Source organism: Marseilla massiliensis, assembly GCF_023336985.1.
GTDB lineage: Bacteria > Bacteroidota > Bacteroidia > Bacteroidales > Bacteroidaceae > Prevotella > Prevotella intestinigallinarum.
The window spans coordinates 228,470-244,622 of the sequence record NZ_JAMBLP010000003.1 but is presented as its reverse complement, the minus strand read 5'-3'; the positions used below and the strand labels follow the sequence as shown (position 1 = coordinate 244,622).

Here is a 16,153-nt window from a genome sequence, read left to right as displayed (position 1 = left end):
AGGAACTTTTGTTTATTCATTAATATTTTATCTATTCAAAAAATGGCTAAAGAAAAAAAATTTATCACTTGTGATGGTAATGAGGCCGCTGCTCACGTGAGCTACATGTTCTCGGAAGTGGCTGCCATCTACCCTATCACTCCGTCATCTCCGATGGCAGAGCATGTTGATGAGTGGGCCGCCCGTGGTCGCAAGAACCTGTGGGGCCAGGAAGTCACCGTGCAGGAGATGCAGTCTGAGGCAGGAGCAGCAGGAGCCGTACACGGTTCACTGCAGGCCGGAGCCCTTACGACAACATTCACTGCATCGCAGGGACTTCTGCTCATGATTCCAAACATGTATAAGATTGCTGGTGAGCTGATTCCTTGTGTTTTTGATGTTTCAGCACGTACACTGGCATCTCACTCACTCTGCATCTTTGGCGACCATCAGGATGTCATGGCTTGCCGCCAGACAGGCTTTGCCATGCTTTGCGAGGGTTCTGTACAGGAGGTTATGGACCTTACCGCTGTTGCCCACTTGGCATCACTTAAGACATGCGTTCCGTTCGTAAACTTCTTCGACGGATTCCGCACATCGCACGAGTACCACAAGATTGAACTCATGGAGGAAGACGACATCCGTCCGCTTGTAGACGAAGCAGACATCAAGCGTTTCCGCGACCGTGCATTGTCTCCCGAGCGCCCTGTTACCCGTGGTACAGCAGAGAACCCCGAAACATTCTTCACTCACCGTGAGGCTTGCAATGAGTATTACGACAAAGTGCCTGAGGTCGTTGAGATGTACCTTGGCAAAATCAGCGAAATCACTGGTCGTGAGTACCACCTCTTCTCATACTATGGAGCAGAAGATGCAGACCGCATAATCATTCTTATGGGTAGTGCAACCGAGGCTGCACGTGAGGCCATTGACTATCTGAATGCAAACGGCCAGAAGGTCGGCATGGTATCAGTTCACTTGTACCGTCCGTTCTCTGTCAAGCACCTGCTTGCTGCAGTTCCCAAGACCGTTAAGCGCATAGCAGTGCTCGACCGCACAAAGGAGCCCGGCGCAGAGGGTGAGCCGCTGTACCTTGATGTAAAGAGCGCATTCTACGATGTTGAGAACAAGCCTCTCATTGTAGGTGGTCGTTATGGCCTTGGTTCAAGCGACACCACACCTGCCAAGATCATTTCTGTATTCAACAATCTGGCATTGCCAGAGCCCAAAAACCATTTCACTGTTGGTATCGTTGACGATGTTACATTCACATCGCTGCCACAGGTTGAAGAGATGGCATTGGGCGGAGAAGGCATGTTCGAGGCCAAGTTCTACGGACTGGGTGCTGACGGTACTGTTGGTGCAAACAAGAACTCCGTCAAGATTATCGGCGACAACACCAACAAGCACTGCCAGGCATACTTCTCTTACGACTCAAAGAAGTCTGGTGGTTTCACCTGCTCACACTTGCGCTTTGGTGACTCCCCCATACGTTCTACTTATCTGGTGAACACACCTAACTTCGTTGCATGCCACGTTCAGGCATATCTCCACATGTACGACGTTACCCGTGGTCTGCAGAAGAACGGCACATTCCTGTTGAATACAATCTTCGACGGTGAAGAGCTTGTGAACTTCATACCTAACAAGGTAAAGCGCTATTTCGCCCAGAACAACATCACGGTATATTACATCAATGCAACAAAGATTGCACAAGAGATTGGCCTTGGCAACCGTACCAACACAATCCTTCAGAGCGCATTCTTCCGCATCACCGGCGTTATACCTGTTGACCTGGCTGTAGAGCAGATGAAGAAGTTCATCGTTAAGTCATACGGCAAGAAAGGTCAGGACGTTGTAGACAAGAACTATGCCGCTGTCGACCGTGGTGGTGAATACAAGCAACTCGCCATCGACCCGTCATGGGCAAATCTGGCTGACGATGCTGTCAAGGAAGACAATGCTCCCGCATTCGTTAAAGAGCTCGTTCGTCCTATCAACGCCCAGGCCGGTGACCTCCTCAAGGTTTCTGATTTCGTTAACCACGGCACAGCCGACGGTTCTTGGCAGGTAGGCACGGCTGCATACGAGAAGCGCGGTGTTGAAGCATTCGTTCCTGTATGGAATTCAGAGAACTGTATACAGTGCAACAAGTGTGCTTATGTTTGTCCTCACGCATCAATCCGTCCGTTCGTGCTTACTGACGACGAGTTGAAAGGCTACGCCTCTCCCACCCTTGAAATGAAGGCTCCTGCAGCAATGAAGGGCATGCACTTCGTGATAGGTGTTTCTGTAATGGACTGCCTCGGCTGCGGCAACTGCGCCGACGTATGTCCCGGCAACCCGAAGAAGGGTAAGGCTCTTACTATGGTTCCGTTTGCTGGAGACGAGAAGAGGGCTTCCGAGTGGGATTACCTTGTAAAGGATGTTACAAGCAAGCAAAACCTTGTCGACATCAAGAGCAATGTGAAGAACTCTCAGTTTGCAAAGCCTCTGTTTGAGTTCTCTGGTGCTTGCGCCGGTTGCGGTGAGACACCTTATGTGAAGCTCATCTCGCAGTTGTTCGGCGACCGTGAGATGATTGCCAACGCAACAGGTTGCTCATCTATCTATTCTGCGTCTATTCCTTCAACACCTTACTGCACAAACGAAGAGGGTCACGGCCCTGCCTTCAACAACTCGTTGTTCGAAGACTTCTGCGAGTTCGGTATGGGTATGGCCCTTGGAAACAAGAAGATGAGGGAGCGCATTGAGTTGCTGTTCAACGAAGCCATAGCCAAGGAAGGCACACCGGCCGAGTTCAAGGCAGCTGCCGAGGAGTGGATAGCCGGCAAGAATGACGCCGATGCATCTAAGGCTGCCGCGGCAAAGCTGAAGCCGCTTATCGCTGCCGGTGCCGAAGCCGGATGCGAGCTGTGCAAGGAGCTTAAGACTCTCGACCACTATCTGGTTAAGCGCAGCCAGTGGATTATCGGTGGTGACGGTGCTTCTTACGATATCGGTTACGGCGGACTTGACCACGTTATTGCAAGTGGTGAGGATGTTAACATCCTGGTGCTCGACACCGAGGTTTACTCTAACACCGGTGGCCAGGCATCCAAGGCTACTCCGCTCGGTGCCATCGCCCAGTTTGCTGCCCAGGGCAAGCGCATCCGCAAGAAGGATCTCGGCATGATAGCAACAACTTATGGTTACGTTTATGTTGCTCAGATTGCCATGGGAGCCGACCAGGCTCAGTGCCTCAAGGCCATACGTGAGGCCGAGGCTTATCCCGGACCGTCACTCATCATCGCCTACGCTCCTTGTATCAACCACGGTCTGAAGGCCAAGGGCGGCATGGGCAAGAGCCAGGCCGAAGAGGCAAAGGCTGTTGAGTGTGGCTACTGGCATCTGTGGCGTTACAATCCTACGCTTGCCGACGAGGGTAAGAATCCGTTCTCACTCGACTCAAAGGCACCGGATTGGAGCAAGTTCCACGACTTCCTCATGGGCGAGGTTCGCTACCTCTCTGTAAAGAAGGCATATCCTAACGAGGCAGAAGAGCTCTTCGCCGAGGCAGAGCGCATGGCACAGCTCCGTTACAAGAGCTATGTGCGCCAGACCTTGATGGACTGGAGCAATGAAAACCAGCCTGAAGCATAACAAGGCATTACCTGCATTATAACTTGAAGCCTCCTGCCCGAAAGGGCGGGAGGCTTTTGTTTGTTGGCCATACTGTCCGCGAGGCAGATTGCAGAGCGGGCAATCAAAGCAGCCCGGCGAGCACGTCCCAAACATACCCCATCAAAGCGATGGTCAGCTTGACGAGTATGTATATTACAACAACCATGAGCACAATAAGCACCACAGTGATGGCAGCCTTTTTGTTAACGGCACTTATCGTGGCCCTGTCACCATGTATAAAACCATCTATTAGTTTGAAATTCTGCATGTACGACCGTTTGAAAATATCCATCAGGTCGCCTATTCCCAATGGAATCATGCCTATGGCAAGGTCACATAGAGAATTATATATGATGGCAAGAGTAAGTGGCAGCGACTTTATTTTGAATATGCTGATATACAGATACGGCAATGTCAATAGTTGAGTAATAAAGTCGCCTACCCCTTCAAGCAACAGACCAATTACGGCATCGAGATAGTATCTGTCCATCCATTTGGCAATTTGCCCAATGCATCTGTACGCCACTGATTCTTTTATGCCGGCATATTTTAAATGATTGTATTCTCCCATGTCTACTTGTTTGGCATTATTGAAAGCAACATTATTTCGCTGCAAATTTAGCATAAATATTTCCAAACCCTATCATCCGTGCCATTTAATGTCGCCCAAGGATATCATGTATAGTTAAAAACGTAGCTGATGTAATGGCAGATAGCATACGGTTGGCAACCATTTCTGCCAATGGGCCGTGCCATGGTGGTTTATCGCGCTGCAACACCACATGTCGGCAAATAACAAATCATGCCGTTTTGCAGTGCAAAACGGCATGATAAATAAATGTAAGTGGCTTTCCGCCGATTGTCAATGCCACGCAAGTGCAGCACGAAATCCAGCCCGTGTTGCTCAGGCGCCAACACCATTGGCTGTCACTTATTTCCGCGCTTCAGCATCTCCCTTGCGTACTTTGTCGGATAGCCTGGCCTTTGAGGACGCTCAGCCAATCCGGTGGCAGTGCGCAAGAACCTGCCCGACTTCTCGGGTTTAACCACCATGTCGTTGTACTTTACAATGATGTGCACTGCCAGTTGCTGCCATCGTGCGAGCATTTGCTGGGCTTTTTCGGTTGAGTATCTTGTAAGATAAGCGGCCGCTTCAGCCGGAGATTGCTTGTATAAGCTCTGGGCGTGACTTTCAACCGACTGCTGGGCTGCAAAGTATGAAGCATCGAGCGAGTCGCGCACGGCCTTCAAACTTGGGAACATCTGCTCATATCGCGGATATACCATGTTGCTAACCCAGTTCTGCATCCAGAACGCGTTGTCCTTAGAGAATGTCACAGCGTCGGCCCCGGGGGTATTGTAGCAGTTGGGAGCCTTGTCCACACAACAGTAAACAGGAGTAAAGGGAGCCATGTTGGCATCATCGTTGGCGAACCAAAGCACACCGCCAATCTCACGCGGCAGCCATGAGCGCATCTGGCTGACAAACACAAAGCCCGACTGTTGGGTTGATATGGGGCGCTCATTGAAGCATTTTTTGCCGTCCACCTCGTATTCGAGCGGTGTAAGCCGATAAGGCATCTGCCATATTCCTCCGCCTATGTCACCCTCTTTGTCGAGCGCGAAAGGTGTTCCCTCGTAGTGGTCGCGCATGGCGTTTTCAATGTCGGCTACCGTAAGTTTCTTGTTTGGGATAATCCACAAGGGCATGGGTTCTGCATCGGTTGCGGTGCCCTCGGCGTATGGAACATACTTGTCCATGCCATTTCCAAACATGTTGAAGAAGCTCCAAACCCTGGCCTCGCACCAGCGGCGACCGCCAAAGTCGGGGGCTGCATAGGTCATGCAGAAATTAAAATCGGCGTCTTTCCCATCATACCAGCCTTTCTCGCGTGCAAACTTTACAACATTCTTTGAGAACATAACGTTCTTCTTGTCTTTCTGGTCGAATGTCCTAATCCGGCTTTGGTTGGCATGTGCGCAAATGGCATCGTCGGGTATGCGTATGGCTACCCAAACAACGCTTTTGCTTCCGGGGCCGCATCCCATCATCTCCATTATCCACGCCTCATTGGGATCGCATATAGTGAATGTCTCGCCCTCGCTGTTATAGCCGTATTCCTCGGCCAGCTCGGTCATTACAGATATGGCCTCCCTTGCCGTGCGCGAACGCTGCAAGCCTACGTAGATCAGCGAACCGTAATCCAAAATTCCGGTAGAGTCAACCATCTCGGGGCGACCTCCGAATGTGGTTTCTGCAATGGTGACCTGAAACTCGTTGATGTTGCCAATCACATTGTATGTCACAGGTGCCTCTGGTATCTGCCCGTGATACTCGTTGGTATCCCAGTCATATATGTCGCGCATCTCTCCTTTGGCGTGCTTGCCGGCAGGATAATGGCAAAGGTTCTGGAACATGCCGTAGTCATCGGCACTGTACGAACACATCACAGACCCGTCCGCGCTCGCTTTCTTACCTACTATCAGGTTTGTGCATGGCAGTGCATAAACAGCTACTGCAAGCATGCTTAAAACTAATGATATCTTCTTCATTGATTGTTTTGTTTATGTTAATTACAGGTTATGGTGAATCATCAAGTACCAGACGCAAAGTTTAATACACCAGTGCGTCTCTGACTACAGTCTTGTTGTTTCTGTTGTCGGTGACAACAAACGTCAATGTGCGCAAACGCCCAGTCTTTTTCACTGGAGTATCTGTCAGCGAACATACGTATCGGCTGCTCTTGTCGACATGCTCAAACAGAATGAACTCATTGTCGATGTAGCCTTTCACGGATTTCACTCCGCTTTCTCCGTCGGTTACGTTAAACTGCAGCCTGTCGTTGTTGCCCCAGCCATTGCGCCCAACCTTGACCACCGTAGGCGGGCGGTCGTCATAAGCAAGTCCGTAGGCAACCCCGAGCTCGCGTATGCGTGCGGTCACCCAGCCATTCTTGTAGGTGCCTCCGAAATACCGGCCGTCGCCGCTCCTGACATACAGCTTGCTTGGGTCTATGCCTCTCGCCTGCACGGCCAGCCCCAACTCAGCCCACGACGCAAGCGGGCAAGCACTGTCATAAAAAGAATACATAGACATGTTGGGGTCTTCCCTCTTTATCTCTATCGGACGGAGCATTATGTTGCCATCGAGTATCCCTTTAGGTATTACGAGCCAAACGCCGGGATATGAGTATGTTGAAATTTCATTATGTTTCATTTTCTTTCCGTTGGCAGGCTCTTTCTTGTGGCCTAACTGCGCCTTGACGCCGCTCACCACAAAGCTGTAGACAGAGGTGTTGCCATAATAGTCGGTAAGAGAATACTCTACCGTATAGTCTCGCTCTTCGTTGAAATCGACGATGCCGCCGTTGCTGTCGGTAGTGATAAAAGGCAATGTATTGCCCGGTGTACGGAACGATTTCATATACCAAACTCCGTAGCGCAGGTAATGCTCATAGTCGCCCCAATAGTTTATGCGGCGGTTTGCAAATGGCGGTATACCGTCAACGCAACTCCTGAACACCTCCCTGCCGTCTACCCTCAGCACAGTTTCCCTCACTCCGTACCTGTTGTATGTGGCCTCCGTGTAATCGTTGGCCCATATTCCAAAGCCCACCTTGCCCCATGCAGTAAACCTTCGGGCCAGCTTGTGTGAACCGAAGCCAAACGAACGCTTGGCCGACCCTCCCTCAAAGATGCCTTCGCCCGCCACGGGATACGCCATGAATGCATGGGCCATTGGCGCCATGCCGTCGGCCACGCAGTTGCCCAGAACGTCAAGCGGGTCACGCAGCCGGCCCGTGCGTGTGTCGTGCATCTCAAGATGCAGGTGTGGTGCTTCGCTTGCTCCCGTGTTTCCGCTCACTGCCACAAACTGGCCGCGGGCCACCGGACATGCCAACGGCTCCAGGCGCACGTCGGCCACATAAGACTTATGCGCATACTGCCATTTGCGAAGCAATCTGGTAATTGCGGGGGTGAAAGATTTCAGATGGCAATACACACTGGTATTGCCATCTGGGTGGGTGATGTACAATGCATTTCCAAAACCTGACAGACCAACAGTTATCCTGCTGACATATCCGTCTGCCACAGCCATGAGCCGTTTGCCTTCCACCCCATCGGTCTTTACGTCGATGCCGCAATGGAAGTGGTTGAGCCGTGGTTCGCCGAAGTTGCCAGCCAGGGTGACGTCATAGCCTACAGGCGAAGCATAGGTGACGCGTATCGCCAATAACAATCCTGCTATTGCGCTCAGCATGCCTTGAAGCTCATGTCGAGCCCTTTCACAGAGTGGGTCAATGCACCTACCGACACAAAGTCGACGCCACACTCGGCATATTGGCGTATGGTGTCGAATGTTATGCCGCCGCTTGACTCTGTTTCATATTTACCGCCAATCATGTCGACGGCTTTCTTCGTGTCTTCAACAGTGAAGTTGTCGAGCATTATGCGGTCTACCCCGCCGTGCGAAAGCACCCTTGAAAGCTCATCGAAGTTTCTCACTTCAATCTCTATTTTCAAGTCGAGCCCTTTCTCCTTCAGGTATTTGTGGCATCGGTCGATGGCGTTTTCAATGCCGCCTGCAAAGTCAACATGGTTGTCTTTGAGCAATATCATATCGAACAGGCCAATGCGGTGGTTGCATCCTCCGCCTATTTTCACGGCCTGCTTTTCAAGCATCCTCATGCCCGGAGTGGTCTTACGCGTATCAAGCACACGCGTGTGCGTGCCTTCCAGTTTCTCTACATACTTGTGGGTCATCGTGGCTATGCCGCTCATGCGCTGCATGATGTTGAGCATCAGGCGCTCGGTTTGCAACAATGAGCGCACCCTGCCGCTTACCACCATGGCCACGTCACCTGTGTGTACCGTAGAGCCGTCGCCCATGAGCACCTCGACCTTCATGTCGGGGTCGAACCGCCTGAACACCTCTTTTGCCACCTCTACACCGGCCAGTATGCCGTCTTCCTTGATAAGGAGCTTTGAACGGCCCATTGCCTCTTCGGGTATGCAACACAGTGTTGTATGGTCACCATCGCCAATGTCCTCGGCAAAGGCCAGGTCTATCAGCCTGTCTTCTAATTCGTTAACGCTTAGCATATTTCTATTCTTTATACTCTAAAACCCAATTGAGGGTGTTTTCTTGTCATTGATAAGCACCGCCAGATGGCCTTTTACGTCATAAGTATATTCCGAAGCCAACCCTCAGGCCTATAGTGCTGTAGTCGCTGTGGTTTTTGAACGACTGGTTGTAGTAAATCTCCGGTTCGATGGTGACGGTACGGCTGAGGAAGAAAGCATAGCCGAGCTGCACTCCCGGCAGGAAGTCGTCGTAAGAGTCGCCGGCGTGCATGTAGCTCATCGAGGCCCCGAGATACAGCCCGTTTTGCACTATATAGTACCTTGCACCTACTGCCGCGGTGAATGTCGATGGTATTTCATGCTTCTTGGAATATCCAATCTGTGCCGTTGCCATCCAGTTGTCTTCAAACATGTATCCGCCCTTTGCCTCTACGCCGAAGCTGCCTTTGTTCATACCGTTGTAACTCAGGTCAAGGCTTGACAGCGAAGCACCTATATATTTCTTGCCCGACTCAAACTGAGCCTTGCCGGCAAGTGACACCATCATGGCCATGAGCAATAGGAAAGTTTTCTTTCTCATAAGTTTATGCATTATTGGTTTGTTCACTATTTTATAGCCACCGGCCTGCCGTGACGTGACAAGCAGTTGCTGAAATGTATGCCGCAGACCCTCCGATTTTGGGTGATTCCGGCGTCGCTGTTGTCACTATTCGCCTAACTGTGCCGAATGATAGTGCAAAAATAACCATTTAATTTGAGAAATGAAAAAATAATCATAACTTTGCAACTAAATAATCATAATTATGCGACTTTTCAAACTAACAATGCCCTGCATCGCGGCGGTAGCGTTTCTGCTGACAGTGTGCCAGGCTACCGGTTCAACCATGAACTCGCGTTCACCCAAACATGAGGTCAGAGCCGTTTGGCTGACAACAATCGGAGGGCTCGACTGGCCGCACACCTACGCCCGCACGGCAGCGGCTGCCGCCTTGCAAAAGCGCGAATTATGCGAAATACTCGACCGTCTGAAAGAAGCCAATGTCAACACGGTGCTGTTTCAGACCCGAATCCGCGGCACCATGATCTATCCGTCGGCCATGGAACCGTGGGACGGATGCCTGTCGGGCCAACCCGGACTGTCGCCCGGATACGACGCTTTGCAGTTTGCCATAGACGAATGCCACAAGCGGGGCATGGAGCTCCATGCCTGGGTGGTTACCATACCCATAGGCAAGTGGAACGGGATGGGCTGCCAGAAAATCAGAAGGCGGCACCCCGGGCTTGTGCATAAGATTGGCGACGAGGGCTATCTTGACCCGGGCAAGCCGGCCACTGCCGAATACTTGGCACAGATATGCCGCGAGATTACGACAAACTATGATGTCGACGGCATACACCTCGACTACATACGCTACCCGGAAAACTGGAAACCTAGGCCAGAAGGCTACATCGGCCGTAGCAACATCACCCGCATTGTAAGACAGGTATACAACACAGTGAAAACCGAAAAGCCTTGGGTGAAGGTGAGTTGTTCGCCCATAGGCAAGTACAGCGACCTGGCGCTATATGACAGCTATGGGTGGAATGCCTACGCGAAGGTGTATCAAGACGCACAAAGCTGGCTTCGCGAGGGCATCATGGACGCTCTCTTTCCTATGCTTTATTTCCGGGGAAATCAGTTCTATCCTTTTGCACTCGACTGGAAAGAAAATAGCAACGGACGAATAATCTCCGCAGGGTTAGGCATTTACTTCCTTTCGGATAAAGAAAAAGATTGGGACATAGAAGTGATTAAGAGAGAGATGAACGTGCTCCGCAGCAATGGACTTGGGCACGCATATTTCCGCAGCAAGTTTTTCACCGACAACACGAAGGGGGTGTTCGACTTTGCCAAAGACGACATAGACCGCTACCCTGCCCTCGTGCCGCCGATGACATGGCTGTCGGACGCGCTCCCAAAAGGCCCCACCCGTCTGTCGGTAAAGAGAATGGCCGATTCCGACCGGCTCTCGTGGGGCGGGGCAAAAGACATGTCGACAGGGCCGTATCTCACCTATAACATATATGCGTCGGAGACTTACCCGGTAGACATTGCCGACGCCAGAAACATCCTGGCGGCAAACCTCAGAGACAGCAACGCCACGATTCCGCTGGCAGCCGAAGGCGCATTTGTGAATTATGCTGTGACGGCAGTCGACCGCTTCGGCAACGAAAGCCTTCCGCTATGCACCAAGCCAAACGTGCCGGCCATGGTTCGGTCTACCTATCTGGGCAACGATGGCAATTGGTTGGCACTGCCCGACAAGGGCAAAACGCTCGACGCAGAGTTTGTGGCAATAGAGACTCCACAGGGAGGACTTCTCTGTACACGCCCATACGACGGCCCAAAGGCCGACATTTCGTCGTTGCCTGAAGGTGTATATGTGCTTAAGTCACTTAATTCAAAAGGCATTACGCACCGCCTGGGTCACTTCATCATACGCAGGCAAAGGGGAATGACCACGGACAACAAGCTGACAAGCGGGCGTGAAGACTGCCGCTGGCCGCATTTTGGAAGAGATGGCAAGCCATCGGGGCTCTGACGGATGGCAAAACTAAAGTGGGCACAGGCCTTTTTGCCCATTGGCATGACTCCACAATGTGGCCGGCCTTCATGCCAGGATATTGCAGAGGGCACGCCGGGCGGCAACGAAACCGTTGCCACAGAGCGGTATGGGCAGGCAATCAACCACACCTTATGGCTAACGAAATGCCGGCACCATGGACATGGCCCTATCGGTATTCAATGTCACTGTGGGGTGACGGTCGTGCCTTGTCATTATTGCCCCGGCCTTTGCAAACGGCAATTCGGGCTGAGCTCTGGCATTGCTGCTGCCCGGTTGGGGCAAGGCCGGATAAACGCCTGGCGGTAATAATATTTGCATTGGAACATAATTGTGGTGGCTTGCCTTTAGGTTGAGATTTAAATTAAGTATATATGCATAACATATTGTTATCAAGCTGTTTATAATGGAACACCATTTCTTGTAGAGATATCGGCCGTTTTGCGATGCCAAAAGGGCCGTTTCATATTGTCACGGAGCCTGTTTCGCAATCCCGAATGGCACATTCCGTGATACCGGGCACGAAAGTCGCCTATGGTGACAGGGCATGGTGGCTGTTTTCTGTTTTGCCTGAATATTAACCATTGATATAATAAAATGCTGTCGGCAGTTTTGCCGTCTCAGCCATTTGAGTTACCTTTGTAACATGATATTTTATTTTTCAGGAACCGGCAACACCCGTTGGGCCGCACGGCAAATAGCCGAAATAACGGGCGAAAGACTGCTGTCAATAGCCGGCGAGGCTAATGGCAACTGCAGGTATGCACTTGCCGAAGGAGAGCGCATTGGCTTCTGCTTTCCCGTACACGGTTGGCAGCCACCGGCCATAGTGCGCAATTTTATTTCAAAGTGCAAGTTTGACAATGCCAAGGGGCACTTTTGCTTCGCGTTGTGTACGTGCGGCGACAATATAGGCCGCACGATGGAGATGCTGGCAACAGACTTGCATAAGGTTGGCATACAGGCTGACAGTGTGTTTTCGCTGGCCATGCCAAACACTTATGTGTGCCTGCCGTTTATGAACACCGACCGTCCCGACTTGGAACGGAAGAAAATAGCCGACGCCGGCAGGGCCATTGTGGAAATAGCCCAGGCAATAAAGGAGCGCCACAAGGGAGTGTGTTCGACAGTGAAAGGTCCTGTGCCATATCTGCTGTCAAATGTCATCGGGCGGTATTTCAACAGCAGGATGATAACCGACAGGCCTTTCCGGGTGGACAGCTCAGCCTGCATCAGGTGTGGACGCTGCGCCGCGGCCTGCCCTATAGGCAACATATCTGGTGGCGCCGGAAATCTGCCTGTATGGCATGACGACGGACACTGCACTTGCTGCATGGCCTGCTACCATCACTGCCCTGCCCACGCCATAAGCTACGGGCGCTCCACAAGGCACAAGGGACAATATTATTTTGGAAGGAAAAACAACAATGGAAACGCATGAGCGGTGTTCCGGCGGATTTCCATGGCGGCGACATTTTGGGCATTAAAACGGCTCTGCCTTCAAGATATGTGGGCGCGCTTGCATTGCCTTGTGCTTCCCGACGACAGTCGGATGCCATGAGGCTGGACTGATGGAGTGAATAAAACAGGACATTGGCTATACTGCGCTGACAGATGTTGGCGAATGCACCAAGTGGATGGACCGCCCCCGGGGAAGCGCCCGTCGCTACGCGGTCGAACATGGCATTGGGCAAGCCGGCGGGCGCCATGGCATGGCACATGCCTCGGAAAAAATAATAATCCGTTTGGGCAATATGGCAAAAGCCCAAACGGATTATTGATAAAGTATCAAAAACACAACTGTCTTTAAAGACACTGCGCCCCCTTTTACTTTTTCTTGCTCTTGTCGTTGAGCGTCGATTTATACCTCTTGTTCAGTCCGTTTATGACGTCGTTGGTGATGTCATGGCGCTTGTCGGCAAGCAGTATGTTGTCGCCGGCCTTCGAGATGATAAGGTCATACTTCTTGGTCTTGTTGTAGTCCTTCAGGAAGTTCTGCAATGAGTCGCGCAGCGCATTGTTGTACTTGGCAGTCTCAGCGTCGAGCTCGGCTCCGAGGCGGCTCTGCAACTCCTGCAGGTCTTGGTCCTGGCGCTGTATTGCAGCTTGCACACTGGCAGCCTGCTCCCTGCTGGCAAATCCGTTGTTCTGCAGCTTCTGCTGGAAATTGGCAGCGGCAGCCTGCAGCTGTTTTCCCTTCTGGGTGATAGTGTTACGGGCGTTGTTGCTCTTTTTCTGCAGCACGGCGGTGTACTCCTTGCAGAACTTGTATTGCGACATCAGCGAATCGACCTCGACATAGGCAATCCTCATGCCTGTTGTTGCCGCGGGTGAGTCCTGAACTGGCTTCTCGTCCATCTTGGGGCTGGAGTTGTTGCATGATGTCAGCATGAACGATGCAACTGCCAATGCCAACGAAATACGAATACTAATGTTTCTTTTCATCTTCTTTATATTTGTTCTTTTAAATTATCTTAACAATCACTGGGCTCCGCTGCAACAGCCTTACACTGGCGAATGCCATAGCTTTTCAGCATGAAGCACGCATATTTTACCATCATACGAAAGAAAAATGCTAATAGCAATTATTAACGTGCTAAATAACATATTTTCAAACATAATTCTGTAATTTTGCGGCTACAAAGATAATACAAATAAATCAATTTACAGGCATGAATGCCTCAAAAAAGAATTAACATGGATAAAAGAGACTTGAAACCAAGTTGCGTCTTCGAGCAATTTGCTCGGGTGTGCGAGATACCACGCCCCTCGAAGCGTGAAGAGAAGATGATTGAGTATCTGCGTAACTGGGGCTTAAGCCACAATCTTGAGACAAAGGTTGACAGCGTAGGCAACGTGCTCATAAAGAAACCCGCCACTCCGGGATATGAGGACAGGCAGACCGTGATACTGCAAAGCCACATGGATATGGTTTGCGACAAGCTGGTTGACAAAGAGTTTGACTTTGACAACGACTCCATACAGACTCACATTGAAGGCGAGTGGCTTACCGCCGACGGCACGACACTTGGCGCCGACGACGGTATCGGAGTGGCTATAGAATTGGCCATACTCGATTCTGACGACATAAAGCACGGGCCGTTGGAGTGTGTATTCACTCGCGACGAGGAAACCCAGCTCACCGGGGCAAGTGGCATGGAGGCTGGTTTCATGAACGGGGACATGCTGATAAACCTTGACAGTGAGGATGAAGGCCAGATATTCGTTTCGTGCGCAGGCGGACGTACAACAATAGCAACGTTTGATTTCAAAGCCGAGAAGGCACCGGCCGGCTATTTCTTCATCAAAGGATGGATAAAAGGGCTCAAGGGCGGACATTCGGGTGACGACATAGAGAAAAAGCGCGCCAATGCAATCAAGATTCTGGGCCGCTTCCTTTACAAGGAAATGCAGAGCCATGACATAAGGTTGGCAGCCTTCAATTCAGGCAAGATGCACAACGCCATCCCGCGTGACGGTTCGTTCGTGATAGCTGTTCCCAACGATGCCAAGGAAAGCATACGCGCAGACTGGAACATCTTTGCGCACGACGTGCAAGAGGAATATCACGTGACGGACACCGACATGGAGTTTGGCATGGAAAGCACCGATGCCGCAGACGTAATGCCGCAGGAAGTTTCGGGCAAGTTCATCAGGGCAATACAGGCCGTAGACAATGGTGTGTTTGCAATATGCCAGGACAAGGCGCTCAACGGAATGGTTGAGACATCAAGCAACATAGCCAGCATAATTACCGACAATGGGAGCATCAAGATTGTTGCCTCGCAGCGCAGCAATGTGATGAGCAACCTTGAAAACCAGTGCAATACCATCAAGGCCCTGTTTGAATTGGCTGGCGCAAAGGTGGAGCAGACTGACGGTTACCCTGCATGGAAGATGAACCCAGACAGCAAACTGACCGACATTGCCGTTGATTCGTACAAGAAACTGTTTGGCAAGGAGCCCATCGTCCGCGGAATCCACGCAGGACTCGAGTGCGGCCTTTTCTCCGAAAGGTATCCCAATCTCGACATGGTGTCGTTTGGCCCGACATTGCGCGGAGTGCATACGCCGGATGAGAGACTGCACATACCCACGGTCGAGATGGTGTGGAACCACCTTCTGGACATTCTTGACAACATACCCACAAAATAGGAATATGAAAATAAGACACATTTTGTTGTCATCTGCAATGCTGTTGCTCGCTTCGTGCGGGCAACAGCATAAAGCCGAATCTGTTGTAGAAGACTTTATGGAAAACAACCTGAAAGATGCCTCAGCTCTGCAAATAGTTGAGTACAGTGATATTGATTCAACGAGGTATCTTAATGACTCTATAATAAATAAGCTGCGGAATACTGCCAAAAACTCGTCGATGTATGCCGGACGCACAGAGTTTGCCCAGAGGAACAAAGACGAAAAGCTCATTATCATAAGGGTGAGATACAAGATTAACGGGCAGGATTTCCATGACACCTTTTATTTAAATAAGGAGATGACCGGCGTCATAGCGCTGAAAAACAATTAATCTACCGTTGTTTGTAAAATTAATTAGAAAAAATTTGGTAGTGTGAAATAAAAGCAGTACCTTTGCATCGCATTTGAGAGAAGATGCCTAAAGAAAAGAAAATCTGAGGAAGTTTGGGTGAGTGGCTGAAACCAGCAGTTTGCTAAACTGCCGTGCGAGTTTATCGTACCGGGGGTTCGAATCCCCCAGCTTCCGCGGAACAAGGTATTGCGGTGGATTCATCTAATGGTTAGGATACAAGATTCTCAATCTTGGCATAGGGGTTCGATTCCCCTATCCACTACACGAAAGAGTT

11 protein-coding genes and 2 tRNA genes are annotated in these 16,153 nt (G+C 50.9%); 7 read left to right on the top strand and 6 right to left on the bottom strand.

From position 1 onward, the window contains the following. Positions 1–42 precede the first annotated feature (42 nt). Positions 43–3,621 carry a pyruvate:ferredoxin (flavodoxin) oxidoreductase gene (nifJ, locus tag M3089_RS03845; protein WP_249081834.1) on the top strand — a complete coding sequence of 1,193 codons (3,579 nt, stop codon included), beginning with the start codon at positions 43–45 and terminating at the stop codon, positions 3,619–3,621. A gap of 103 nt (positions 3,622–3,724) precedes the next feature. On the opposite strand, the gene M3089_RS03840 is transcribed toward nifJ, so the two are convergent. The 5 genes from M3089_RS03840 to M3089_RS03820 all read right to left on the bottom strand — a co-directional run bounded on the left by M3089_RS03840 (position 3,725) and on the right by M3089_RS03820 (position 9,307). Next, positions 3,725–4,132 (bottom strand): DUF4112 domain-containing protein, encoded by a 408-nt coding sequence (locus M3089_RS03840; protein WP_249081833.1) that lies wholly within the window; start codon positions 4,130–4,132, stop codon positions 3,725–3,727. Positions 4,133–4,569: 437 nt separating this feature from the next. Further along, positions 4,570–6,195, bottom strand: a complete 1,626-nt coding sequence (locus tag M3089_RS03835) for a dipeptidase (protein WP_249081832.1) — start codon at positions 6,193–6,195, stop codon at positions 4,570–4,572. A 61-nt stretch (positions 6,196–6,256) separates the two neighbouring features. After that, complete coding sequence (locus tag M3089_RS03830; protein WP_249081831.1) at positions 6,257–7,903, bottom strand: M23 family metallopeptidase; 1,647 nt, start codon at positions 7,901–7,903, stop codon at positions 6,257–6,259. Continuing rightward, positions 7,897–8,745, bottom strand: coding sequence for a carboxylating nicotinate-nucleotide diphosphorylase (nadC, locus tag M3089_RS03825; protein ID WP_249081830.1), 849 nt, complete (start codon positions 8,743–8,745; stop codon positions 7,897–7,899). The genes M3089_RS03830 and nadC overlap by 7 nt, the downstream gene beginning before the upstream one ends. Before the next feature lie 79 nt (positions 8,746–8,824). Then, entirely contained in the window at positions 8,825–9,307 is a 483-nt protein-coding gene (locus tag M3089_RS03820; RefSeq protein WP_205110521.1) for an outer membrane beta-barrel protein, read from the bottom strand. 223 nt (positions 9,308–9,530) lie between these two features. On the opposite strand from M3089_RS03820, the gene M3089_RS03815 reads away from it, so the two are divergent. Next, positions 9,531–11,309, top strand: a complete 1,779-nt coding sequence (locus M3089_RS03815) for a glycoside hydrolase family 10 protein (RefSeq protein WP_249081829.1) — start codon at positions 9,531–9,533, stop codon at positions 11,307–11,309. Between the two features lie 667 nt (positions 11,310–11,976). Next, on the top strand, positions 11,977–12,771 hold the full coding sequence (locus tag M3089_RS03810) for an EFR1 family ferrodoxin (RefSeq protein ID WP_249081828.1): 795 nt from the start codon (positions 11,977–11,979) through the stop codon (positions 12,769–12,771). A 386-nt stretch (positions 12,772–13,157) separates the two neighbouring features. Here M3089_RS03810 and M3089_RS03805 read toward each other — a convergent pair whose 3' ends face one another. Next, complete coding sequence (locus M3089_RS03805; RefSeq protein WP_205110515.1) at positions 13,158–13,775, bottom strand: OmpH family outer membrane protein; 618 nt, start codon at positions 13,773–13,775, stop codon at positions 13,158–13,160. A 252-nt stretch (positions 13,776–14,027) separates the two neighbouring features. Between M3089_RS03805 and M3089_RS03800 the strand changes: the two genes are divergently transcribed. The 4 genes from M3089_RS03800 to M3089_RS03785 all read left to right on the top strand — a co-directional run bounded on the left by M3089_RS03800 (position 14,028) and on the right by M3089_RS03785 (position 16,141). Further along, positions 14,028–15,485, top strand: a complete 1,458-nt coding sequence (locus tag M3089_RS03800) for an aminoacyl-histidine dipeptidase (protein ID WP_249081827.1) — start codon at positions 14,028–14,030, stop codon at positions 15,483–15,485. Positions 15,486–15,489: 4 nt separating this feature from the next. Further along, a complete protein-coding gene (locus M3089_RS03795; protein WP_205110511.1) occupies positions 15,490–15,858 on the top strand; it encodes a hypothetical protein in 369 nt (122 codons plus the stop codon). A gap of 107 nt (positions 15,859–15,965) precedes the next feature. Beyond that, a tRNA-Ser gene (locus tag M3089_RS03790) sits at positions 15,966–16,053 on the top strand. Positions 16,054–16,069: 16 nt separating this feature from the next. Further along, positions 16,070–16,141 (top strand) — tRNA-Glu (locus M3089_RS03785). Positions 16,142–16,153 lie beyond the last annotated feature (12 nt).